This is a genomic window from Pseudarthrobacter sp. 902506025 (assembly GCF_040702325.1).
Taxonomy (GTDB): domain Bacteria; phylum Actinomycetota; class Actinomycetes; order Actinomycetales; family Micrococcaceae; genus Arthrobacter.
Window position 1 is genome coordinate 65,115 of record NZ_JBFBKW010000008.1, and the last position, 24,270, is coordinate 89,384.

22 protein-coding genes and 1 tRNA gene are annotated in these 24,270 nt (G+C 66.6%); all 23 read left to right on the top strand.

The genetic code is table 11. From position 1 onward, the window contains the following. The first annotated feature begins 73 nt into the window (after positions 1–73). The 23 genes from AB0280_RS14885 (at position 74) to AB0280_RS14995 (ending at position 24,182) form a co-directional block, all read left to right on the top strand. Positions 74–1,207: a mannose-1-phosphate guanylyltransferase gene (locus tag AB0280_RS14885; protein ID WP_307488582.1), complete on the top strand. Its 1,134-nt coding sequence runs from the start codon at positions 74–76 to the stop codon at positions 1,205–1,207. 97 nt (positions 1,208–1,304) lie between these two features. Beyond that, a complete protein-coding gene (locus AB0280_RS14890) occupies positions 1,305–2,522 on the top strand; it encodes an amidohydrolase (protein WP_159632566.1) in 1,218 nt (405 codons plus the stop codon). Between the two features lie 129 nt (positions 2,523–2,651). After that, positions 2,652–3,086 carry a MarR family winged helix-turn-helix transcriptional regulator gene (locus AB0280_RS14895; RefSeq protein ID WP_366367681.1) on the top strand — a complete coding sequence of 145 codons (435 nt, stop codon included), beginning with the start codon at positions 2,652–2,654 and terminating at the stop codon, positions 3,084–3,086. A gap of 44 nt (positions 3,087–3,130) precedes the next feature. Beyond that, a complete protein-coding gene (locus tag AB0280_RS14900) occupies positions 3,131–3,562 on the top strand; it encodes an organic hydroperoxide resistance protein (RefSeq protein ID WP_366367683.1) in 432 nt (143 codons plus the stop codon). Further along, positions 3,559–4,575, top strand: coding sequence for an NADP-dependent oxidoreductase (locus AB0280_RS14905; RefSeq protein ID WP_366367684.1), 1,017 nt, complete (start codon positions 3,559–3,561; stop codon positions 4,573–4,575). The genes AB0280_RS14900 and AB0280_RS14905 overlap by 4 nt, the downstream gene beginning before the upstream one ends. A gap of 266 nt (positions 4,576–4,841) precedes the next feature. Beyond that, a complete protein-coding gene (locus AB0280_RS14910) occupies positions 4,842–5,954 on the top strand; it encodes a BMP family lipoprotein (RefSeq protein ID WP_159632562.1) in 1,113 nt (370 codons plus the stop codon). A gap of 226 nt (positions 5,955–6,180) precedes the next feature. Beyond that, complete coding sequence (locus AB0280_RS14915; protein ID WP_366367687.1) at positions 6,181–7,776, top strand: ABC transporter ATP-binding protein; 1,596 nt, start codon at positions 6,181–6,183, stop codon at positions 7,774–7,776. Then, positions 7,769–9,166, top strand: a complete 1,398-nt coding sequence (locus AB0280_RS14920; RefSeq protein ID WP_307488579.1) for an ABC transporter permease — start codon at positions 7,769–7,771, stop codon at positions 9,164–9,166. Before AB0280_RS14915 ends, AB0280_RS14920 begins: the two co-directional genes overlap by 8 nt. After that, positions 9,163–10,683 (top strand): ABC transporter permease, encoded by a 1,521-nt coding sequence (locus tag AB0280_RS14925; protein ID WP_159632559.1) that lies wholly within the window; start codon positions 9,163–9,165, stop codon positions 10,681–10,683. The genes AB0280_RS14920 and AB0280_RS14925 overlap by 4 nt, the downstream gene beginning before the upstream one ends. Then, complete coding sequence (locus tag AB0280_RS14930; protein ID WP_364400921.1) at positions 10,680–11,096, top strand: cytidine deaminase; 417 nt, start codon at positions 10,680–10,682, stop codon at positions 11,094–11,096. Before AB0280_RS14925 ends, AB0280_RS14930 begins: the two co-directional genes overlap by 4 nt. Continuing rightward, positions 11,093–12,409, top strand: a complete 1,317-nt coding sequence (locus tag AB0280_RS14935; protein WP_307488577.1) for a thymidine phosphorylase — start codon at positions 11,093–11,095, stop codon at positions 12,407–12,409. The genes AB0280_RS14930 and AB0280_RS14935 overlap by 4 nt, the downstream gene beginning before the upstream one ends. A 6-nt stretch (positions 12,410–12,415) precedes the next feature. After that, on the top strand, positions 12,416–13,045 hold the full coding sequence (locus AB0280_RS14940) for a DedA family protein (RefSeq protein WP_307488576.1): 630 nt from the start codon (positions 12,416–12,418) through the stop codon (positions 13,043–13,045). A gap of 133 nt (positions 13,046–13,178) precedes the next feature. Then, positions 13,179–13,904, top strand: a complete 726-nt coding sequence (locus AB0280_RS14945; RefSeq protein ID WP_307488575.1) for a DedA family protein — start codon at positions 13,179–13,181, stop codon at positions 13,902–13,904. Between the two features lie 39 nt (positions 13,905–13,943). Beyond that, a complete protein-coding gene (locus AB0280_RS14950) occupies positions 13,944–15,080 on the top strand; it encodes an adenosine deaminase (RefSeq protein WP_159632554.1) in 1,137 nt (378 codons plus the stop codon). A 79-nt stretch (positions 15,081–15,159) separates the two neighbouring features. Further along, positions 15,160–15,750, top strand: a complete 591-nt coding sequence (locus AB0280_RS14955) for a MazG nucleotide pyrophosphohydrolase domain-containing protein (protein WP_307488788.1) — start codon at positions 15,160–15,162, stop codon at positions 15,748–15,750. A 118-nt stretch (positions 15,751–15,868) separates the two neighbouring features. Further along, positions 15,869–17,149: a phosphopyruvate hydratase gene (gene eno / locus AB0280_RS14960; protein ID WP_307488574.1), complete on the top strand. Its 1,281-nt coding sequence runs from the start codon at positions 15,869–15,871 to the stop codon at positions 17,147–17,149. A 136-nt stretch (positions 17,150–17,285) separates the two neighbouring features. Beyond that, positions 17,286–17,963: an FtsB family cell division protein gene (locus AB0280_RS14965; RefSeq protein ID WP_307488573.1), complete on the top strand. Its 678-nt coding sequence runs from the start codon at positions 17,286–17,288 to the stop codon at positions 17,961–17,963. 27 nt (positions 17,964–17,990) lie between these two features. Continuing rightward, entirely contained in the window at positions 17,991–18,662 is a 672-nt protein-coding gene (locus tag AB0280_RS14970) for a DUF501 domain-containing protein (protein WP_307488572.1), read from the top strand. After that, complete coding sequence (locus tag AB0280_RS14975; protein WP_307488571.1) at positions 18,659–19,606, top strand: Ppx/GppA phosphatase family protein; 948 nt, start codon at positions 18,659–18,661, stop codon at positions 19,604–19,606. Before AB0280_RS14970 ends, AB0280_RS14975 begins: the two co-directional genes overlap by 4 nt. Before the next feature lie 3 nt (positions 19,607–19,609). Continuing rightward, a complete protein-coding gene (locus AB0280_RS14980) occupies positions 19,610–20,992 on the top strand; it encodes a S8 family serine peptidase (RefSeq protein ID WP_307488570.1) in 1,383 nt (460 codons plus the stop codon). A gap of 58 nt (positions 20,993–21,050) precedes the next feature. Further along, positions 21,051–22,514, top strand: a complete 1,464-nt coding sequence (locus AB0280_RS14985; RefSeq protein ID WP_307488569.1) for an NAD(P)/FAD-dependent oxidoreductase — start codon at positions 21,051–21,053, stop codon at positions 22,512–22,514. A gap of 113 nt (positions 22,515–22,627) precedes the next feature. After that, a tRNA-Leu gene (locus AB0280_RS14990) sits at positions 22,628–22,701 on the top strand. Between the two features lie 248 nt (positions 22,702–22,949). Next, positions 22,950–24,182: a branched-chain amino acid ABC transporter substrate-binding protein gene (locus AB0280_RS14995; RefSeq protein ID WP_159632549.1), complete on the top strand. Its 1,233-nt coding sequence runs from the start codon at positions 22,950–22,952 to the stop codon at positions 24,180–24,182. Positions 24,183–24,270: the final 88 nt, after the last annotated feature.

A 24,270-nucleotide genomic window follows, 5' to 3' on the forward strand; every position in this document is an offset into this window, starting at 1 on the left:
GGGCGGAGGCCAAAACGCGGGCCCATGCGCCGCCACAGGAGCCGCCCGCGGCCCTTCAGCTAAAGTAGCCGTGATGAGTACAGACAAAGTGACAAGCCCGGCTTCACCCCTTGACCGCTTCATTGCGGTGATTCCGGCAGGCGGAGTGGGGACCCGCCTCTGGCCTCTGTCACGAGCAGCAGCTCCCAAGTTCCTTCACGATCTCACCGGATCGGGCAGCACGTTGCTGCGCGCCACCTACGACCGGCTGCACCCCCTCGCGGGCAACCGGATGCTGGTGGTGACCGGCCAGGCGCACCGTGAAGCCGTGTGCCGCCAGCTTCCTGAGGTGCGCGACTCCGACCTTGTTCTGGAGTCCGAGCCCAAGGACTCCGGTGCAGCAATCGGCCTTGCAGCGGCAATCCTGCACGAACGCGATCCCGACACCATCATGGGTTCCTTCGCCGCCGACCAGGTGATCAGCCCGGACAACCTCTTCCAGGAGGCCGTCCGGGAAGCCATCCATACCGCTGCTGCCGGCAAGATCGTGACCATCGGCATCAAGCCCACCCACCCGTCCACCGGTTTCGGTTACATCCGTTCCGGCAAGGCCCTCCACATCGAAGGCGCCCCCAGCGCCCACGACGTCGTGGAATTCGTTGAAAAGCCGGACGAGACGGTGGCCCAGCAGTACGTGGACAGCGGCGACTACGTGTGGAACGCCGGCATGTTCGTGGCGCCCGTGTCGCTGATGCTCAAGCACCTCGAGGCCAACCAGCCCGAACTGTTCCAGGGCCTGCAGGAAATCGCCCGTGCCTGGGACACCCCCCAGCGTGACGAGGTCACTGCCCGCATCTGGCCCACCCTGCCCAAGATCGCCATCGATTACGCGGTGGCCGAACCCGCCGCCGAAGCCGGGGACGTCGCCGTCGTGCCCGGTTCCTTCCGCTGGGACGACGTCGGCGACTTCGCCTCGGTCGGCCGCCTCAACAGCGCCAAGGAAGTGGATGACGTCACCGTCCTCGGTGATGGCGCCCGCGTGTTCACCGAGAACTCCAGCGGCGTCGTTGTCACCGACACCAAGCGTGTCATCGCCCTGATCGGAATCCAGGACGTTGTCATCGTGGACACGCCGGACGCCCTGTTGGTGACCACCATGGCCAATTCCCAGCGCGTGAAGGCTGCCGTGGACGCCCTCAAGGCAAGCGGGGACACGGACGTCCTCTGACCGGGAACCTGCCGGCACTCCGCGTGCCGGCAGGGCCGGGATGTAACGCGGCTCAGTGAATGGGCGCTAATGCCGCCACCCTCGCTAGAGTGAAACAGTGCGCAACTACACTACTGAAGCCGAGCCCACCGCCCTGGTGGCTCCCTGGCTCGAACCGCTCCTGCCGGAACTGATCGAATTCCGCCGGGACCTGCATGCGCACCCGGAACTGTCCTTCAAGGAGTTCCGCACCACGGACAAGCTCGCCGAACGGCTCGAAGCCGCAGGCCTGAGCCCCCGCCGCCTGGAAGGCACCGGCCTGACGGTGGACGTGGGCGAAGGCCCCATTGCCACGGCCCTGCGCGGTGACATCGACGCCCTGCCCATCATCGAGGAGACAGGCCTGCCGTTCGCGTCGAAAAACCACGGCGTGACCCACGCCTGCGGCCATGATGTGCACACCACCACCATGCTGGGCATTGCCCTGGTCCTGCACCGGATGCACCAGGAAGCACCCCTCGGCGCCACCGTCCGCATCATCTTCCAGCCTGCCGAGGAAACCATGCCCGGCGGCGCACATGCCTGCATCGAGCAGGGTGTCCTGGACGGCGTGCCCCGGATCCTTGCCCTGCACTGCGACCCGCGGATCGAAGTGGGCAAGGTGGGCACCAGGATCGGTGCCATCACATCGGCTTCGGACACCATCCGGATCGAACTGTCCGGGCGTGGCGGCCACACCTCCCGCCCGCACCTCACTGAGGACCTCGTGTTCGCGCTGGCGCAGATTGCGGTCAACGTGCCGGCCGTGCTGTCCCGCAGGGTGGACGTCCGCAGCGGCGTTTCCGTGGTGTGGGGCCAGATCACCGCAGGCTCGGCGCCCAACGCGATCCCCGGCAGCGGCTACATGGCGGGAACCATGCGCTGCCTGGACCGGGATGCCTGGCATGCCGCCGGTGAACTGCTCGACGAGGTGGTGCACCAGGTGGCCGCGCCCTACGGCGTGGACGTCCACCTTGAACACACCAGGGGAGTGCCGCCGGTGGTGAACTCCGAGCATGAGACGGCGATCATCGAGGCTGCTGCCCGCGCTGAGATCGGGGAAAGCGCAGTGGTGCTGACACCCCAGTCCATGGGTGGCGAGGACTTCGCCTGGTTCCTGGCCGAACTTCCGGGCGCGATGATGCGGCTGGGCACCAAAACGCCCGGCGGCGAGGACTACGACCTGCACCGCGGCGACTACATCCTGGACGAACGGTCCCTGGGCCTGGGCATCAGGGTGCTCACGGCAGCAGCCCTGCGCACCATCCGGGACCTGGAGCAGGCGCCCCTTTCCTAGCCGCGTCCCGCCGCGGGGCCGGCCGGGAGGTGCGGATCCGGCGGCGGGAACGCACGACGGCGGTTCAACCGTGGGCGGCCTGCGCTGCAGTAAGTTGTGCACAACTTAGTTGTGCGCTACGGTAGTTCCATGAGCGAAGCACCCCGCCTGGACCGGCAAGTATGTTTTGCGCTCTATTCGGCGTCCCGGGCCGCCACCGCCGTCTACCGGCCGGTCCTGGACGAGCTGGGCCTCACCTACCCGCAGTATCTGGTCATGCTCGTGCTGTGGGAAAGCGAACCCCGGGGAGTCAAGGAACTCGGCGGGGAACTCGGCCTTGACTCAGGCACCCTGTCGCCCCTGCTCAAGCGCCTGGAAGCCCTCGGCTTCGTGGAACGCCGGCGGTCCGGCGAGGACGAACGCCGCGTCGCGGTCCACCTGACGCCCGCCGGGCGGAGCCTCAGCGGCCCGGCCAGCGCCATCCCGCAACGGCTGGCCGACGCCGCGGGGCTCTCCCTGGATGAACTCGAACAGCTGCGGACCACCCTGGGCAAACTCACGGCAGCGCTGCATGAATCACTCTGAACGCTGAATCCGGCACCATCCCATCTACAGGACGGACTTATTTCGTGAAAACCCTCTACACCGCCGAGGCACTGGCCTCGGGCGAAGGGCGTGACGGCACCGCACGCAGCAACGACGGCCGGCTGGCCGTGGACCTGGCCAGCCCCCTGGAACTCGGTGGCAGCGGCCAGGGCACCAACCCTGAACAGCTCTTTGCCGCCGGCTACGCCGCCTGCTTCCACTCCGCACTGCGCCTGGTCGGCCGCAAGGCAGGCGCAGACCTCACGGACTCGGCCGTCGCGGCAAAAATCCACCTTGGGCAGCTGGACGGCGGCGCCGGCTTCGGGCTGGCGGCCGAACTGGAAATCGCCCTTCCCGCCCTGGACCTGGCCACCGCAGAGGACCTGGTGGCCAAGGCACACCAGGTCTGCCCCTATTCGAATGCCACCCGCGGCAACATCAACGTCGACCTCAAGATTCTGGAGTACGCAGCATGAGCACAGCCCTCGCAACCACCACCCGTGAAATCCGGCTCGCTTCCCGCCCCATGGGGCGCCCGTCCGGTGAGAACTTCGAACTCGCAGAGTCACCGCTGCCCGCACTTGAAGACGGCCAGATCCTGGTGCGTAACCTCTTCATGTCCGTGGACCCCTACATGCGGGGCCGCATGAACGACGTCAAGTCCTACTCCGCCCCCTTCGCCGTGGGCAAAGCGCTCGACGGCGGTGCGGTGGGTGAGGTGATCGCGTCCCGTTCGTCGGCACACAAGGAGGGCGACGTCGTCGTCCATTCCCTGGGTTGGCGGGAGTATGCGGTGGTGGACGGCGATGCTGCCACCCCTGCCCGCACTGATCTGGCCCCGGCGTCGGCTTTCCTCGGTGCCCTGGGCATGACCGGGCTGACGGCCTACACCGGCCTGTTGAAGGTAGCGGAATTCAAGCCGGGGGACGCCGTGTTCGTCTCCGGCGCCGCAGGTGCGGTGGGCTCCCTGGTGGGCCAGATCGCCAAGGCCATGGGCGCCTCGCGGGTCATCGGCTCTGCAGGTTCGCCCGCCAAGGTGGCACGCCTCCTGGAGCTGGGCTTCGACGCCGCGTTCGACTACCACGATGGTCCCGTGGTGGAACAGCTGCAGAAGGCAGCAGGCCCCGCGGGGATCGACGTCTACTTCGACAACGTGGGCGGCGAGCACCTGGAGGCCGCCCTGGCGGTCCTCAATGTGGGCGGCCGGGTGGCAATGTGCGGCGCGATCGCACAGTACAACTCCACCGAACCGACTCCCGCACCGCACAACCTCATGCAGGCAATCGGCAAGCAGCTGACCCTGCGCGGCTTCCTGGTGGGCGGCCAGCGGCAGCACGCGGCTGAGTTCGCGGAGAAGATGGCCGGCTGGCTTGGGGACGGCACCGTGCGCTACGACGAGACGATCGTGGATGGCCTGGAGAACGCGCCGCAGGCGTTCATGGACCTCCTGGACGGGGCAAACACCGGCAAGATGCTGGTCCGGCTGTAGCCCAAGCACTGATCCAACCGAAGAACCATAAGCAGTAGGGGCGCCTCCTTTGGAGGCGCCCCTACTGCTTGGTAACAACTTGTAAACAATATCCGGGGTCAGCTCCCACCGTGCTATGGGGACGTGGCGCAGGCCACTAAAGTGATTGCCATCAGTGCGCTCCGGCGCAGTGCTGCGTGCCTTCAGTGAAAACAGAATTTCAGCGCCGAAACGGACACTCATTGAATTCCGCCCGTAGTGCCACTCGCATCATCCCTGGAGGAAAATTGAAGAAATCACTGCGTGCCGGCTTCAAGCGCGGTTCAATGGCCGGTGTGGCCACCCTCGGTGCGTCCGCCTTGCTGCTCACTGGTTGCGGAGCCGCCCCGTCTGCGTCCGGGCCCTCCGGTTCAGCGACCGCCTCGGACTACACCGCATGCATGGTGTCCGACTCCGGAGGATTCGACGACAAGTCGTTCAACCAGTCCGGCTACGAGGGCCTGCAGAGCGCCGTGAAGGACCTCGGCATCAAGGAAAAGCACGTCCAGTCCAAGGCTGACACGGACTACGATCCCAACCTCCGCTCCATGGTCCAGCAGGGCTGCAAGCTGACCGTGACTGTTGGCTTCTTGCTCGGCGACGCCACCAAGTCCATCGCGACGGCCAACCCGAACAGCCACTTCGCCATCATTGACTACAACGACCCCACGTTCCCCAAGAACGTCAAGCCGATCGTCTATGACACTGCCCAGGCCGCGTTCCTGGCCGGCTACCTGGCAGCAGGCACCTCCAAGACGGGGAAGGTTGCAACCTTCGGCGGCATCAACATTCCCACCGTCACCATCTTCATGGACGGCTTTGCCGATGGCGTGAAGTACTACAACGAGAAGAAGGGCAAGAGCGTCCAGCTCATCGGCTGGGACAAGGACAAGCAGGACGGCACCTTCGTTGGTGACTTCAAGCAGGTGGACAAGGGCAAGGTCCTGACCCAGGGGTTCCTTGACCAGGGCGCAGACATTGTTCTTCCGGTGGCCGGACCCGTTGGCGGCGGCGCGGGCAGCGCGATCCTCGATGCCAAGTCCAAAGGCAAGGACGCCAAGCTCATCTGGGTTGACTCCGATGGCTACCTGACTGCCCCGGATTACAAGTCCGTGATCCTCTCCTCCGTCCAGAAGACCATGTCCACCGCTGTGGAGACAGTCATCAAGGACGACAAGGACGGCAAGTTCGACGCGTCGCCCTACATTGGAACCCTGGCAAACGGCGGCGTGGCCTTGGCGCCGTTCCACGATCTGGATTCCGCCGTGCCGGCAGACCTGAAGAGCGACCTGGACCAGCTCAAGAAGGACATCATCTCCGGCACCGTCAAGGTCGAGTCGAAGTCCAGCCCCACCAAGTAAGCACCGAACCGCGGGGCGCGCTGCCCTTCCGCCGTTACCCCGGCCGAAGGGCAGCGCGTTCTGTTTTGCCGGCAACAGACGGTCGCCGGCACCATGCAGGCGGTGCCCATTGCCGCCTTCCTGCCCTGCCCAGGAACCACCCGTGACACTAGGCTGGGACTACCCGCTGCCTCGCCGCCGACAGCGCGCCGGAGCAGATCCATACACACACAGATTGGTTGGGGTCTTGAAACTCGAACTGAAAGGGATCACGAAGAGATTCGGGTCCCTGGTAGCCAATGACCACATTGATTTGGTCGTTGAACCCGGGCAGGTGCACTGCCTCCTGGGCGAGAACGGCGCAGGGAAATCCACCCTGATGAACGTGCTCTACGGCCTGTACGATCCGACCGAAGGTGAAATCCTGGTTGATGGCAAGCCCGTCGTCTTCAAAGACCCCGGCGAGGCCATGGCGGCCGGCATCGGGATGGTCCACCAGCACTTCATGCTCATCCCGGTCTTCACCGTGGCCGAGAATGTGGCGCTGGGCAATGAAGCCACCAAAGCCGCCGGCCTGCTCAACCTGGAAGCCACGCGCGAAAAGATCCGCCGCATCTCGGACCAGTACGGGTTCGACGTCGACCCCGACGCCATGGTGGAGGACCTGCCCGTCGGCGTCCAGCAGCGGGTCGAGATCATCAAGGCGCTGGTGCGTGATGCCGAGGTACTCATTCTCGATGAACCCACCGCCGTGCTGACGCCGCAGGAAACCGATGAGCTCCTGGACATCATCCGGCAGCTGAAGCGCGACGGTAAGTCGATCGTCTTCATCTCCCACAAACTGCGTGAAGTTAAAGCCATCTCAGACACCATCACGGTCATCCGCCGCGGCAAGGTGGTGGGGCAGGCGGATCCCACGGCTTCCCCCACTGAACTGGCGTCCGCCATGGTTGGCCGCACGGTGAGCCTGACCCTCGACAAGGCGCCCGCCAAGCCCGGTGACGTGACCTTCAAGGTCCGCAACCTGACAGTGACGGACCACAACGGCCAGCACGTGGTCAATGACCTGTCCTTCGACATCGCCAAGGGCGAAGTGCTGGCCATCGCCGGAGTGCAAGGCAACGGCCAGACTGAACTGACCGAGGCGATCCTTGGCGTGCAGCCGCACGTGGCCGGGTCCATCACGCTCGACGGCGAGGAACTGCTGGGCAGGAGCGTCAAGCACGTCCTCGGTGCCGGTGTGGGCTTCGTCCCCGAGGACCGCACCATTGACGGTCTGGTGGGCACGTTCACCATCTCCGAAAACATGATCCTGGACCTCTACGACAAAGCGCCCTTCGCACGCGGCGTGGGGATGAAGCCGGGCGTGATCGCGGAGAACGCAGCCAGGAAGGTCGAGGAATTCGACGTCCGCACGCCCTCCGTGTCCGCCGCGGTGGGCACCCTTTCCGGCGGCAACCAGCAGAAGGTGGTCCTGGCCCGTGAGCTCTCCCGTCCGCTGCGGCTGTTCATCGCCTCGCAGCCCACACGGGGTCTCGACGTCGGCTCGATTGAGTTTGTGCACAAGCGGGTCATCGCCGAACGCGACCACGGGACACCGGTCATGATCGTGTCCACAGAACTGGACGAAGTACTTCAGCTGGCCGGCCGGATCGCCGTGCTCTACCGCGGCCGGCTAGTGGGAATCGTACCCGCCACCACGTCCCGCGACGTTCTGGGCCTGATGATGGCCGGTGTCCCGGCCACCGAAGCCGAAGCCAGCGCCGCCGCCCCTGTTTCCGGCGCCACCACCACAGCGGCGGTATCGGAGCCTGCCGGCCACGAAGGAGAATCCCATGTCTGAAAAGACAACCCCGGAACCGCGGCCCACCGGCCGCAACGGCGCCCCGGAGCCCGTCGACACCCCGGAGCCCGGCGGCACCACCTCCGAGGCTGTGGCCTCCGACGTCGTCCTTGACACCGCCGGTGGCCAGATGCCGCCGTCTGCCGTTCCGGCAGCCACCCAGCGGCGCGGCCGGGACCATGACCGGGATGGAAGCGGTTCCGTCCTGCACCAGATCTTCACCGGCAACGCCATGGTCTCCTTCCTCTCCGTGCTGCTGGCGATCGTGCTCGGCGGCATCCTGATGGCAGTGACCAACCCCAAGGTCGCCGTCACGGCCGGTTACTTCTTCGCCCAGCCCGGGGACCTCCTGACCGAGGTCATCCGTCCCTACACTGCCCTGGTACAGGGGTCCATCTTCAACTGGGCCGGCGCCGACCTGGCAGCCCAGCTGTACCCGATCACCGAGACCCTCACCGTCGCAACCCCGCTGATCTGCGCCGGGCTCGGCGTCGCGCTGGCGTTCCGCGCCGGCCTGTTCAACATCGGCGCCCAAGGCCAGATCATCTTCGGCGCGCTCTTCGCAGCCTACGTAGGGTTCGCTTGGCACCTGCCCATCGGCCTGCACCTGCTGGTCGTTATCCTGGCCGGCCTCGTCGGCGGCGCGGTCTGGGGCGGCGTCGTAGGCCTGCTGAAGGCACGGACCGGCGCGCACGAGGTGATCGTGACCATCATGCTCAACTACATCGCCAACTTCCTGCTGCTGTTCCTGCTCACCACCCCGGCTTTCCAGCGCAAGGGTTCCACGAACCCGATCTCGCCATTCCTTGATTCCACCGCGTTGTTCCCCGAACTGCTCGGACCGCAATTCCGCCTGCACGCCGGCTTCCTGGCCGCGATAGCGGCCACCGCCTTCGTGTGGTGGCTGCTGAACCGCTCAACGATCGGTTTTGAGTTCCGCGCCGTCGGTGCGAACCCCAGCGCGGCCCGCACCGCTGGCATCAACGTAGCCCGCAGCACCATCCTGGTGATGGCGATCGCCGGTGCGCTGGCCGGCTTGGCCGGCGTGGCCCAGGTGTCCGGCACGGAAAAGTACCTCTCCGGCGGTGTCGCTGCCTCCATCGGTTTTGATGCCATCACGGTGGCACTGCTGGGACGTTCGACGCCGTGGGGAACCTTCTTCGCCGGCCTGCTGTTCGGCGCCTTCCGCGCCGGCGGCGTGGCAATGCAGGCCCAGACACAGACGCCGATCGACATTGTGCTCGTCATCCAGTCCCTGATTGTGCTGTTCATCGCAGCACCGCCGCTGGTCCGTGCGATATTCGGACTCAACCCCCGTAAGAAGAAGACCACTACGAGTGGGACCGCAGGTTCGCGTGCCGGCGGCGTCAAGAGCGGAGCGGCAGCATGAGCGCCACCACACAATCTCCTACCGGCAAACAGCCGGGCACCGGTAAGGGAACCAGCAGCACCAGCGGAGCCACCCGCGCCGGAGGCCGGACAGGCACAACCGAACTGGTGAGCTGGAAAGCCGGCGTTGGCCTTGGCCTGCTCGCCATCCTGGGAACCGTGCTGTTCGGTTTCCTGGCCAACCCAAAATCTGCCGGCTTCCGCATTGCCGAGGCCCGCGATCCGAACGCCTCCTCTACGGCGGCGTGGGTCACCCTGGCCGTGGCGCTGGCCGCCGCGGCCTACGTCGGTTACCGCTGGGTCAGCCAGCGGCGGGAGGGCGGGGGAGTAGACCGCTGGATACCCGCCACCACCATCGCTGCCGTCGCCGTCCTGGGCCTGGCCGCCCTCGGCGTCGCCCGGGTTGAAAAGATTACTGTGCCTTCGATGGCGCTGGGCTGGATCTGCTCCGTCGTGCTGCTCGCACTGGCAGGGTCCGCCTGTTTCCTGACCGTGCAGCGGCGGCGCACTCCCGGATGGCTGGGCGGCATTTTCGCAGTGGTCTTCCTCGTCGGCTTCATGATCTGGATCGTCGCCGGCGGCCGTGACCCCGAACCCTCCATCTCCCTCGGCGGCCTCATGGCCGGTGCCGTGACCCTGGCCGTACCGCTGGTGTTTGGCTCACTCTCCGGTGTGCTGTGCGAACGGGCCGGCGTGGTTAATATCGCCATCGAGGGCCAGTTGCTGCTCGGTGCGTTCTCCGCTGCCGTCGTCGCCACCGTGACCGGCAACGTCTATGTTGGGCTCATCTCGGCCGCAGTCGCCGGTGCGCTCGTGTCCCTGGTCCTGGCCATCGTGAGCATCAAGTACCTCGTCAACCAGATCATCGTCGGCGTGGTCCTCAATGTCCTGATCAGCGGCCTCACCAGCTTCCTCTTCTCCACCCTGCTCACGGCGGACCCCGAACACCTCAACAAGCCCGGCCGGCTGCAGGCCGTGGATATCCCGTTCCTCGCCGACATCCCGATCATCGGCCCCATTCTGTTCCGCCAGTCCCTGGTGGGCTACCTCATGTACGTCGCCGTGATCGTGGTCTACGTGGGCCTTTTCCACACCAAGTGGGGCCTGCGCGTGCGCGCCGTGGGCGAACACCCCCAGGCGGCCGACACCGTGGGCATCAACGTCAACCGGACCCGCTTCATCAACGTCCTCATGGGCGGGGCTATCGCCGGAATCGGCGGCTCCTTCTTCACCCTGGTGTCGGTGGATGCGTTCAGCAAGGACATGTCCGGCGGCCGCGGCTACATTGCCCTTGCAGCCATGATCTTCGGGCGGTGGAATCCCATCGGCGCGTTCCTGGCGGCGCTGCTGTTTGGCTTCGCCGACAACCTGCAAAGCATCATCACCATCATCGGTTCTCCCGTCCCCAGCCAGTTCATGGCGATGCTGCCCTACGCCCTGACCGTCGTCGCGGTGGCGGGCCTGGTGGGACGGTCCAGGCCGCCCGCGGCCGACGGCATACCCTACGTCAAGGGATGACCGCCGTGGACAACACACAGCAGGTGGACTGGGCAGCCCTGGAGGCTGCCGCCGCCGCCGCCATGAAGAATGCGTACGCCCCGTATTCAAAGTTTCCGGTGGGAGCCGCTGCCCTGACGGGGGACGGCCGGATCGTCAGCGGCTGCAACGTGGAAAATGCCAGCTACGGGCTGACCCTCTGCGCGGAGTGCGTCCTGGTGGGGGAACTGCAGATGACCGGCGGGGGACTGCTGCGGGCGTTCTACTGCGTGGACGGTGAGGGCACCGTCCTCATGCCCTGCGGCCGCTGCCGGCAGCTGCTGTACGAATTCAGCGCCCCCGGCATGCAGCTCATGACCAGCCGCGGCATCAAGACCATGGACCAGGTGCTGCCCGACGCCTTTGGTCCCGAACACCTGGAGGAGACCCGGTGACCGACAGCAAAGCAGAGGCGTTCGACGCCGTAGACATCATCCGCACCAAGCGTGACAAGGGGACGCTGAGCCCCGAGCAGATTGACTGGACCATCGACGCGTACACACGCGGGGCCATCGCGGACGAGCAGATGGCTGCCCTGAACATGGCCATCCTGCTCAACGGCATGGACCGCGCCGAAATCGCCCGGTGGACGGCCGCCATGATCGCCTCGGGGGAGCGGATGGATTTCTCCAGCCTCCGTCGACCAGACGGCGGCCTGAAATACACCTCCGACAAACATTCCACCGGTGGCGTGGGGGACAAGATCACCCTGCCGCTGGCCCCGCTCGTGGCAGTGTTCGGCGTGGCCGTCCCGCAGCTGTCCGGCCGCGGCCTGGGGCACACCGGGGGCACCCTGGACAAGCTGGAGTCCATTCCGGGATGGCGGGCCAACCTGGGAAACGACGAAATCCTGGCCCAGCTCCAGGACGTCGGGGCGGTCATCTGCGCCGCCGGTGCCGGCCTGGCCCCGGCCGACAAGAAGCTCTATGCGCTGCGCGACGTCACGGGAACGGTTGAGGCCATCCCGCTGATCGCCTCCTCCATCATGAGCAAGAAGATCGCCGAGGGCACCGGCTCCCTGGTCCTGGACGTCAAGGTGGGCAGCGGAGCCTTCATGAAGGATGAAGCCAAAGCCCGCGAACTGGCGGAGACCATGGTGGCGCTCGGCAAGGACGCGGGGGTCAACACCGTTGCGCTGCTGACCAACATGAACACCCCCCTGGGGCTCACGGCCGGCAATGCCATCGAAGTCGAGGAATCGGTGGAGGTGCTGGCGGGCGGCGGCCCGGAGGACGTGGTGGAACTGACCGTCCGGCTCGCCGAGGAGATGCTCGCCTGTGCAGGGGTCCACGACGCCGACCCCGCCGCCGCCCTCAAGGACGGCCGGGCCATGGACGTCTGGAACCGGATGATCACCGCCCAGGGCGGCGACCCCCGCGCGGCGCTCCCGGAGGCCAGGGAATCCGACGTCGTCTATGCCCCTGCCGACGGGGTGCTGGTGGAACTGGACGCGCTCGCTGTCGGTGTGGCTGCATGGCGGCTGGGTGCCGGCCGGGCCCGCAAGGAGGACACCGTGCAGGCGGGGGCCGGGGTGCGCATGCACGCCAAGCCCGGTGCCACCGTGCGGGCAGGGGAGCCCCTGATGACGCTGCTCACCGACACTCCGGAGCGGTTCGCCCGTGCCCGGGAAGCCCTGGAACACGCAGTGGTCATCGCTCCGGAAGGTTCGCGCCCCGCCCAGCAGCTCATCATCGACCGAATATCATAGGGACCCATGCAGGCCATCAATGACTTCATCCTCGCCGCAGCCGGACAGCCGTGGGTGCTGGTCCTGGTGCTGGCGTGCTGCATCATTGACGGCTTCTTCCCGCCCGTTCCCAGTGAGTCCGTGGTGGTGGGCCTCGCCGCCGTGGCCGCCACCGCGGATGTTCCCAACCCGCTGCTCCTGGTCCTTGTCGCGGCGGCGGGTGCATTCCTCGGGGACAACATCGCGTACCTGCTGGGCCGCCGGGTGGGCACCAGGCGCTGGGCGTGGATGCGCGGGCCGCGGATGCAAAGCGCGTTCCGCTGGGCGGGCCGGGAGCTGCACAAGCGGCCGGCATCGCTGATCCTGGTGGCCCGCTTCGTCCCGATCGGCCGGGTGGCGGTGAACCTGACCGCCGGGGTCACGCACTACCCGCACCTGCGGTTCGTAGGCCTGACCATCCTTTCTGCCAGCCTGTGGGCCGGCTACTCGGTGGCGATCGGGCTGTTTTTCGGCCAGTGGTTCGAGAACAACCACGTCCTCGGCGCAGCGATTGCCATAGTCTGCGCGGTAGCGCTGGGCATCGTGGTGGACCTGGTCATCAACAAATTCCGGGGCAAACCCAACGTGGTGGAACGGATCCGGGAACCCGGCGCCTGACCAGCGCGTTTAAGGGATAATTCCGGGCATTGGGGCGTAGCGGACAGGGCCCGGAGCGTGGGACACTTAGGAACGATTTCCGCTTTGGCTGCGGCACTTTGGCTGTGTCATTTTTATACAGGAGCAACACCGCGTGGAGTTTATTAATGAGGCCGTGCTCCATGCAGCGGGCCAGTGGTGGATTTACCCGGTTCTGCTGGTGTTCTTCTTCGTGGACGGCTTCGCCATGGTGGTCCCCAGCGAGACCCTCATCGTGGCGCTCGCAGCCTTCTCGCGGCACAGCGGCGAACCCAATCTCTGGCTCCTGGGGCTCACTGCACTGGTCGGCGCCATTGCCGGTGACAACATGGCGTACATGCTCGGTCGCAAGATCGGCCTGGAGCGGTGGGGATGGATGCGCCGGCCCAAGGTCCGGAAAGTCTTCGCCTGGGCCCGCTATGAACTTGAGAAACGCGGCGCGGTACTGATCTTCACCGCCCGCTACATCCCCTGGGGCCGGGTGGCGGTCAACTACGTGGCCGGAAGCACCGGCTTCTCGCACCGCAGGTTCTTCGTCTTCGACGCCTTTGCCTGTGTGACCTGGGTGGGCTACTCCCTTGGCATCGGCCTGTTGGCCAGCTCGTTCCCGTGGCTGCACCACAACCCGCTGCTGAGCGCTGGCATCGCCGTCGTCTTCGCCATTGTCCTGGGTGTGCTCATCGACCACCTGCTCCGCTGGTGGCACAAACGGCTGGGCCGGCATGACGCCCCCGAGGCGGACGAGTGGGCCGAAGGGTCCTCCGGTTCCGGGCAGGAAGACCGGCCCGGCATGCAGGCCCTCGTGGTGCCCTCGGCAGAGGCCGGACCCGCGGCCAAGTAGCGGCTGGCTTTGAACTGCGGCCCACCCTAAGGTGGGAACGTGACTGAGCCCATTGTTGACGCTGCCCCTGCCATCGATTTTGACCTGAAGAGCCTGCCTAAGGTTTCCCTCCACGACCACCTGGACGGAGGACTCCGTCCGGCCACCATCATCGAACTGGCGGAGGCCGTTGGCCACACCCTTCCCTCAACGGACCCCGTGGCCCTGGGACAGTGGTTCCGCGAATCAGCCGACTCCGGATCCCTGGTCCGCTACCTGGAAACGTTCGACCACACGGTCGCCGTCATGCAGACCTACGACGGCCTGTTCCGCGTGGCCAAGGAGTTCGTCGAGGACCTCGCGGACGACGGCGTGGTGTACGGCGAAGTGCGCTGGGCGCCGGAACAGCACCTCCAGAAGGGACTCAGCCTTGACGAAGCCGTGGAGGCAGTCCAGGACGGACTGGAAGCCGGCGTCGAGGCCGTCTCCGAGACCGGACGCGAGATCCAGGTGGGCCAGCTGATCACCGCCATGCGCCACGCCGACCGCGGCCAGGAGATCGCCGAACTCGCCGTCCGCCACCGCAACCAGGGCGCAGTGGGCTTCGACATTGCCGGTGCCGAGGACGGATTCCTGCCCAGCCGCTTCAGGGATGCCTTCACGTACCTCGCACAGCACAATTTCCCCGCCACCGTGCACGCAGGCGAGGCTGCCGGGCTGGAGAGCATCCAGTCCGCGCTGGTGGACGGCCGCGCCCTCCGGCTGGGACACGGCGTCCGCATCGCCGAGGACATCATGGTGGAATTCGACGACGACGAGGAAGCCGGGGACACCGTTGGCCTGGTTACCCTGGGCGACCTCTCCAGCTGGGTCCGCGACCGCGGCATCGCCCTGGAGATCTGCCCTTCCTCCAACCTGCAGACCGGCGCCATCGCGGAGTTCGGCGAAGGCATCGAAAGCCACCCCCTGGACATGCTCTACCAGCTGGGCTTCAACGTCACCATCAACACCGATAACCGCCTGATGAGCGGCGTTACCCTCACCGACGAGTTCAACCTGCTGGTGGAAACCTTCGACTACGACCTCGATGACCTGCTGGAGCTGACCCTCAACGCCGCCGAGGCATCCTTCCTGCCCCTGGAGGAAAAGGAGGCGCTGGTGGAGTACATCAACGACGCCTACGCCAACCTTGGCTGATCCGGAATCCCGGCCCGGCAGTTCTGCAACAGCCGAACTGCTGGGCCTGATCGCCCAGCTGCGCGTGCACTGCCCCTGGATGGGCGGCCTGACGCACGCGTCGCTGGTGGAATACCTCCTGGAAGAGGCCTACGAAGTGGCCGAGACCATCGAGGAAGGCCACCCCGACGCCGAGCTGCAGGGCGAGCTCGGTGACGTGCTGCTCCAGGTTGTGCTGCATGCCCGCCTGGCTGAGGAGCGCGGCGCCTTCACGTTCGACGACGTGGCGCGCGGGCTGGCTGCCAAAATGATCCGGCGGAATCCCCACGTCTTCCGGCCTGACGGCTCCCTGCAGGACAGCTTCCCGGCCACCGTGGCGGAGATCGAGCAGAAGTGGGATGCCGTCAAGCGGGCCGAAAAGCCGGAACGGCAGGACCCCTTCGACGGCATCCCGCAGGCCCTCCCGGCGCTGGCCAGGGCGCAGAAGTCCCTGGCCCGTGCAGCACGCGCGGGCCTTGGGCTCCCCGCGGGCACTCCCGTCCCCGAGGGCGAGGAGGAGCTCGGAAACCTGCTGCTCGCCGTCGTCCGTTCTGCGCGGGACAACGGCATGGACGCAGAGCGCGCCCTCCATGCCGCCGTCCGCCGCTACCAGAGTGACCAGAGTGACCAAAGCGACCAAGCGCCATCATGACGTCCCGGCCTTGACCGGTTTGAGTAACCCGGAGCACTCTCGACTAGGCTGGACCGTGACGAGTACGTCGAGTTTTCTGCCTGATTCCCCCCGTTAATCGCCCATAAGGAGCAAATTCATGGCGCTTATCGATGCCATCCACGCCCGCGAGATCCTCGATTCCCGCGGCAACCCCACCGTTGAAGTTGAAGTCCTGCTGTCGGACGGCCAGATTGGCCGCGCCGCGGTTCCCTCCGGCGCCTCCACCGGTGAGCACGAGGCCGTTGAACTGCGTGACGGCGACAAGGGCCGCTACCTGGGCAAGGGCGTGCAGAAGGCCGTCGACGCCGTGATCGACCAGATCGCCCCCGCCCTGACCGGGTTCGACGCCACCGACCAGCGCAGCATCGACCAGGCCATGCTGGACCTGGACGGTACCCCCAACAAGGGCAAGCTGGGCGCCAACGCCATCCTGGGCGTCTCCCTGGCAGTCGCCAACGCAGCCGCAGCCTCCGCCGACCTGCCGCTCTACAAGTACCTGGGCGGCCCGAACGCCCACGTCCTGCCCGTGCCGCTGATGAACATCCTCAACGGTGGCTCCCACGCCGACTCCGACGTCGACATCCAGGAATTCATGATCGCCCCCATCGGCGCAGAGACCTTCTCCGAAGGCCTGCGCTGGGGCGTTGAGGTCTACCACAACCTCAAGTCCGTGCTGCAGCAGAAGGGCCTGTCCACCGGCCTCGGCGACGAAGGCGGCTTCGCGCCCAACCTGCCGTCCAACCGCGCAGCCCTGGACCTCATCACCGAAGCCATCAAGAACGCCGGCTACACCCCGGGCAAGGACATCGCCCTGGCCCTGGACGTTGCCTCCTCCGAGTTCTACAAGGACGGCGCCTACCAGTTCGAAGGCAAGTCCCTGTCCGCCAGCGAAATGAGCGCCTACTACGGCGAACTCGTTGCCGACTACCCGCTGGTTTCCATCGAGGACCCGCTGGACGAGAACGACTGGGACGGCTGGAAGACCCTCACCGACGCCATCGGCGACAAGGTCCAGCTGGTGGGTGACGACCTCTTCGTCACCAACCCCTCCATCCTGCAGCGTGGCATCGACACCAGGACCGCCAACTCCCTGCTGGTCAAGGTCAACCAGATCGGTTCGCTGACCGAGACCCTGGACGCCGTCAGCCTGGCCCAGCGTGCCGGCTACACCACTATCACCTCGCACCGCTCCGGCGAAACCGAGGACACCACCATCGCCGACATCGCCGTGGCCACCAACGCCGGCCAGATCAAGACCGGTGCACCGGCCCGCTCCGAGCGCGTAGCCAAGTACAACCAGCTGCTGCGCATCGAAGAGGAACTGGACGACGCCGCACGCTACGCCGGCCGCAGCGCCTTCCCGCGTTTCAAGGGCTAGTAACCGCCTAAACCCATCCGCGGTGGCTATGGTTGAAAGACCATAGCCACCGCTGTTGTTTCCAGCAGCATTTCTTCAGCAGTGAACGTCCAGCACAGATAGTGGCGGCCCCGGCAGGCTGCGTTTCAGGAGTGTCATGGCTACCCGCCGCCCCAAAGTTCCCAAGGTCGCCCCCGCCCGTCCAACCAAGGCAACGGACGACGACGGATCCTCCGGCGGTGCCGAGGTCATCCGGGCGGATTTTCGGCCGGCCAAGGGCGCCGCGGCAGGCGCCGCACCTGCGAAGGACAACCACGCGGGCGGAACTGCTGCAGGCCGGCCCGGGAAAGCGGGGGAGGCCAAGGCGGCCAGGCCAACCGCCGGGCGCAAAGGAAGCAGCCCCGTTGACGGCAAGGACGCCCGCAGCCCCGAAGAGGAGCAGCATCCTGTCCCCGCCAAGGCCTTTTCCGGCCGCATGCTCGCGCTGGCCGTGGTGATGATCGCCATCACCGTCATGCTGGCCCCCACGGTCAAGATCTTCTTCGACAAGAAGGCCGAAATAGACGCCCTGAACGCGGATATCGCCGCACGCCAGGCTGAAGGCGACGCCCTCCGCCAGCAGGTGTCGCGCTGGCAGGACCCCAACTACGTCAAGCAGCAGGCCCGCGACCGCATTAACATGGTTATGCCGGGCGAAACCGGCTACTGGGTTTTTGGCAGCGATGAGCCGGCCGGAGAAAGCAGTAGCCCCGCCGGCGCAGCAGCACAAGACCCCGCCGATCTGCCGTGGGTGGATTCCCTGTGGGAGTCCATCAGGCGCGCGGCCACAGACTGAACCGCACAGGAAGGACGGCCCGCGACAGTGGAACACAACACGGCAGCCGCCCGGGACGAATCCCGCCAACCGACAGCACACGACCTTGAAGTACTGAGCAGGCAGCTGGGACGACCCGTCCGCGACGTCGTGGAGATTCCGGCCCGCTGCGTCTGTGGCAACCCCCTCGTGGCCGCCACCGCGCCCCGGCTGAGCAACGGTACGCCGTTTCCCACCACCTTCTACCTGACGCACCCGGTGATCACGTCCGCGGTTTCCAGGCTTGAAGCCGCTGGGGTCATGAACAACATGAACGAGCAACTGGCCGCGGACGCCGGGCTTGCCGCTGCCTACCGGGCAGCCCACGGGGAGTACCTTGCCGCCCGCGACGCCATCGGCCGGCGTTCCGGAATCGGTCCGGTCCCCGAAATTGACGGCGTGTCCGCCGGCGGGATGCCCACCCGCGTCAAATGCCTGCATGTCCTGGTGGGCCACTCCCTTGCAGCGGGCAGCGGCGTCAACCCCCTGGGGGACCAGGCCCTGGACATGATCAGCGAATGGTGGACTGCTGACAAGTGCTACTGCGACGGCGCCTGGGACACCACCGGCGAGGCACCATCCCGGGACCTCAGCCGCCACGGGCCCCAAGGGCTCCCGGACATTGTGGGCCGCCCCGCCCCGGTCCGGAAATCCGCCGGAGCCGCAGAGGCATCCGAATGACCCGCGTCGCCGCCATCGACTGCGGCACCAACTCCATCCGGCTCCTCATCGCCGACATTGACCGCAGTAACGGCGGCACAAAGCTCACCGACGTGGTCCGGGAGATGCGCGTGGTCCGGCTGGGCCAGGGCGTGGACGCCACCGGCGAACTGGCTCCGGAGGCGCTGGAACGCACGCTTGGCGCCACGGCCGATTACGCCCGCCTGATCAAGGAGCATGGCGCAGAGCGGATCCGGTTTGTTGCCACCTCCGCGAGCCGCGATGCACGCAACCGGGACGTCTTCGTGGACGGCGTCAGGGAGCTGCTGGGAGTGGAACCTGAGGTCATCTCCGGGGACGAGGAAGCGGCGTTGTCCTTTGCCGGGGCCAGCAGCGTGCTGCCCGTCCTTGACGGCCAGCAGGTGCTCGTGGTGGACCTCGGCGGGGGAAGCACCGAATTCGTCCTGGGCACCGCGGCCGGCGTGACCGCTGCCAAGTCCGTGGACATCGGCTGCGTCCGGCTGACTGAACGCCACCTGCGCAACGATCCGCCCACTGCCGAACAGATTGCCGCCGCGGAAGCCGACGTGGACGAAGCCATGGCCCGCGCCGGACGCGACGTGCCCCTGGAACGCGCCACCGCCGTCGTCGGTGTTGCCGGGTCCGTCACCACCATCACCGCGCACGCGCTCCGCCTGCCCGAATACTCGCCCGATGCCATCCACGGGGCCTCGCTGCCCATCGGGGACATCCGCGACGCCGCCACCGACCTGCTGGGGATGACCCGGGCCGGGCGGGCTGCGCTGCCGTACATGCATCCGGGCCGCGTGGACGTCATCGGCGCCGGGGGACTGGTGTGGCGCCGCATCCTGGAACGGATGGGGGAGCTGACCGGCGGGAAAGTCGCCGCGGCTACCGCAAGCGAGCACGACATCCTTGACGGCATCGCGCTGAGCATCGGGTAGCCCATGCATCCCACCCCAGCTTCAACCCCGCTCGTGTCCCGTGCCGCGGCCGCCGCAATGGCCGTCATGCTGGCCGCGTGCTGCCTGTTCGCCGGCCTGTTCACGGCCCCCGCCGCACACACCGACGAGTGGCGCGACAAGGAATACTGGCTCGCGGACTCGGGCATCACCAAGGCCTGGGAAGTGTCAAAGGGCGCCGGCGTCAAGGTGGCCGTCATCGACAGCGGCATCGATGCCCAGCACCCGGACCTCAAAGGCGCCGTTGTCGGCGGTTACGATGCCTCCGGCTCAGGCCAGCCGGACGGCCAGAAAAGCGTCGGCTCCAAGCCTGAACACGGCACCCTGGTAGCCACCATGCTCGCAGGCCGCGGACACCAGCCCGCCAGCGCGAGCCCCAGCCCCAGCCCCGGGCCGGCTGTTCCCCCGGATGGCATCATCGGCGTCGCGCCCGAAGCGCAGCTCCTCTCCGTCTCCACCTGGCTGGGCTCGGCCAATCCGTCGGGCAAAAGCGACCAGGACCAGATTCCCGAGGCGGTCCGCTGGGCGGTGGACAACGGCGCCAAGGTCATCAACATCTCGCTCGGCAGCACCACGCCGCAGTGGCCGCAGAGCTGGGACGCCGCCTTCCTGTACGCCGAACAGAAGGACGTGGTCATCGTCGCCGCCGCCGGGAACCGGGTGGGAGGCAATACCCAGGTGGGCGCCCCTGCCACCATCCCGGGCGTGCTCACCGTCGCCGGCCTGGACCGCAAGAACGTGGCCAGCGTGGACGCTTCCTCGCAGGGCATCAGCATTGGGGTGGCTGCACCGGCCGAGAACCTCCTGGGCGGCCTTCCGGCCGGAGGCTATGCCGAATGGGCCGGAACCTCGGGGTCCACGCCCATCGTCGCAGGCGTTGCTGCCCTGATCCGGTCCAAGTGGCCGGACATGAGCGCCGAACAGGTGATCAACAGGATCGTCTCCACGGCGAAGGACGCAGGAGCCCCGGGCAAGGATCCGCTGTACGGCTACGGCATCCTCAACGCCGAGGCAGCGCTCAAGGCTGACGTCCCGGAGGTTTCAGTCAATCCGCTGGGCACCATCGCCGAGTGGATCCGCGTGCACAGGCGCGGCAATGCCGCCCCGGCAACGCCGCTGCCCACCGCAACCTCAGTGCCAAGTGCGGCACCCACGCTGCCCGAAGCCACCGTTCCCGCCGCGAAGGCGCCGTCCCAGCGCGACAGTGCCATCGGCGCCGCCGTCGTCATCGGTTTTGCCGCCCTGTTCGTGGCCATCATCGCCGCCGCTGCCGTCCAGCTCCGACGGGCTGCCCGCAACCCTTCCCTTGCCGTGGAAGAACCCGACACGGGCGTGATGGAAAGGGTCAAATCCCGCCCGGATTCCTAGGTTACGGAGGCTCCGTACGGCTAGTGAAGATTTTCACAAACTCCTGTATCCTTGAACAATGGCAACCACCCCACAGCTCCAGGACCGTCCCAGGGTACTCGTCGTCGGCGGCGGGTACGTCGGCCTGTACGTAGCACTGAAACTGCAGAAGAAGATCGCGAATGCCGGTGGCATCGTCACCGTCGTCGATCCCCTGCCCTACATGACTTACCAGCCCTTCCTCCCCGAGGTGGCAGGTGGCAACATCGAAGCCCGCCACGCAGTGGTCTCCCACCGCCAGCACCTCAAGCAGACGGAACTCATCCAGGGCCGCGTCACGTCGATCGACCACGTCAACCGGACGGCCGTGGTGGCTCCTGCCGACGGCGGCGAGAACTTTGAGGTTCCCTACTTCGACGTCGTGCTCGCAGCCGGCGCCATCACCCGCACCTTCCCCATCAAGGGGCTGGCGGACAAGGGCATCGGCCTGAAGACCATCGAGGAAGCCGTGGCCCTGCGCAACAAGCTGCTGGAGCGCATCGAGGTTGCCTCCACCATGACGGACCCCGCAGCCCGCGCCAGGGCCCTCACCTTCGTGGTGGTCGGCGGCGGCTTCGCCGGCATCGAGTGCATCACCGAAATGGAAGACCTCGCCCGCGCCGCCGTGCGTAACAATCCCCGCATCAAGCAGGAGGAAGTCCGCTTCGTCCTGGTCGAAGCCATGGGCCGCATCATGCCCGAGGTCACGGCCAAGCAGGCTGACTGGGTGGTTGAGCACCTGCGCAGCCGCGGCATCGAGGTCCTGCTGAACACCTCGCTGGACAGCGCCGAAGGCACCCTGAAGCTCATCAACCTCCCGGACAAGACTCCTGCCCAGGAGTTCGAGGCAGACACCCTGGTGTGGACGGCCGGCGTGCAGGCCAACCCGATGGTCCGCTCCACCGACTTCCCGCTCGAACCCCGTGGCCGCGTCCGCGTCCTGCCGGACCTGCGCATCGCAGGCGATGAAGGCATCGTGGAGAACGCCTGGGCCGCCGGCGACATCGCCGCTGTTCCGGACCTCACCGGCAAGGGCCTCCCGGACGGCACCTGCGTCCCCAACGCCCAGCACGCCCTGCGCCAGGCCAAGCGCCTGGCCAAGAACCTGTGGGCTTCCCGCTGGGACAAGCCGCTGGCCGACTACAAGCACAAGAACCTTGGTGCCGTAGCAGGCTTCGGCGAATGGAAGGGCGTTGCCAACATCAACCTCCTGGGCCGCATCGGCCTCAAGGGCGGACTCGCCTGGCTGGCCCACCGCGGCTACCACGGCATGGCCATGCCCACGGTGGAGCGCAAGTTCCGCGTCATCCTGAACTGGATCATCGGCTTCTTCGCCGGACGCGACACCACGCAGCTGATGGACCTGGACAACCCCCGCGGCGCCTTCGTCTCAGCAGCCACCCCGGCACCGAAGCCTGCCGCCGCTCCCGCAGCGGTGCCGGCTGCCGGCTCCAGCGCCACCGCCGCCGCTCCCAAGGAAACGGTAGCGGCCAACGCCAAGTAGCGCGCCTGTTCCACCACGCTTCAGGGCGTTCGACGGCGGCTGTCCCCTTTGCGGGGGCGGCCGCCGTCGGCGTTTCCAGCCAACGCGTCCCGGGCAGGTACCATTGACCCGGCGCCCCAGTAGCCCAATTGGCAGAGGCAGCGGACTTAAAATCCGCGTGTTGTGGGTTCGAGTCCCACCTGGGGTACAACCTGTCCCTTCCGGCGCCCGCCGGGGTCTGGACACCAGGAAGCCGCCTGCACAGCAGGCGGCTTCCGGCGTTTAATTCCGCATATGCAACGACTGTTATAAGGCTGTGACCTCAGTCACTTAGTTTCGCCGCTGTCTATGCACTAGCTTGAACCTAAATCAGGAATACCTGGTCCCATTCCGGGCGCCGAAGCGCCCCATTGATCCGCACGCGCATCGCATGGCCCTGTTTCGGAAGGCAGACAAATGTACCGAAAGAAAGTCCTCACCTCGTTGGCAGCGGCAGCCACATTCAGCATGCTGCTGTCGGCCTGTGCCAACCAGGCAGGCCCCGGCACCACCGAAAGCTCGGGATCGTCCAGCAAGGTGAATATCCCCGCCATTTCGAAAGTCGACGTCCCTGCCGGCGCGGTTAAGCCCGCCGGGGACGGCAAGGCGACCTGCCCCGCGACCACCACGCTCGCCTACGCAGGCGCGCAGACCGGCCCCAACGCCCAGCTTGGCGTCAACATCTTCAACGGCATCCAGCTGGCCATTGACCAGCACAACAAGTCCAACCCGGGCTGCCAGGTCCAGTTCAAGAAGTTCGACACTGAAGGCGACCCCAACAAGGCCACCGGCCCCGTCACCCAGCTGGTGAGCGAGTCGGACATCGTGGGCGTGATCGGCCTTCCGTTCTCCGGCGAATCCAAGGCCACGGGCAACATCTTCGAGCAGAAGGGCCTGGTCCACATCACCCCGTCGGCCACCAACCCCACGCTGACCGAAAACGGCTGGACCACCTTCTTCCGCGGCCTCGGCAATGACGCCGTCCAGGGCCCCGCAGCCGCCAAGTTCCTCACCGGCAAGCTCGGCGCCAAGAAGGTGTACCTGGTCCAGGATGACTCCGACTACGGCATTGGCCTGGGAACCTCCACCTCCGCGGGCCTGGGCAGCGCCCTGGCCGGAACGGAGAAGGTGACCACAGGGCAGAAGGACTTCTCCGCCGTGATCTCCAAGATCATGAACGCCAAGGCCGACGCCGTCTTCTACGCCGGCTACTACGCCGAAGGCGCACCGTTCGACCAGCAGCTGGTTGGCAAGGGATTCACCGGAACGTTCGTGGCACCTGACGGTGTCAAGGATGACCAGTTCATCAAGCAGGCAGGCGACGCTTCCAACAACGCCTACTTCACCTGCCCCTGCCTGCCGGGTGAGCTCATCCCCGACTTCGCCTCGGCCTACAAGGACGTCTCCAAGGGAGCGGAACCCGGAACGTACTCCATCGAGGGCTACGACGCCGCAACCGTCCTCCTCTCCGGCATTGACGCAGGCAAGCAGAGCCGTGCGGACCTGCTGGCCTGGGTCAAGGCCTACGACAAGGACGGCCTGAGCAAGCACTACAAGTGGGATGCCAAGGGCGAGCTCCAGGCCCCGACCGTCTACGGCTACAAGGTGGAGAACGGAAAGATCGTTCCCATCGGCCCCATCGGGGAGTAGCAACCAGCACGAACCGGCTGTGGGGGCCAGCATCAGCGGGCCCCCACAGCCTTTTCTTCGCTTGGCAGCAGCCCAGGACCAAGCAACG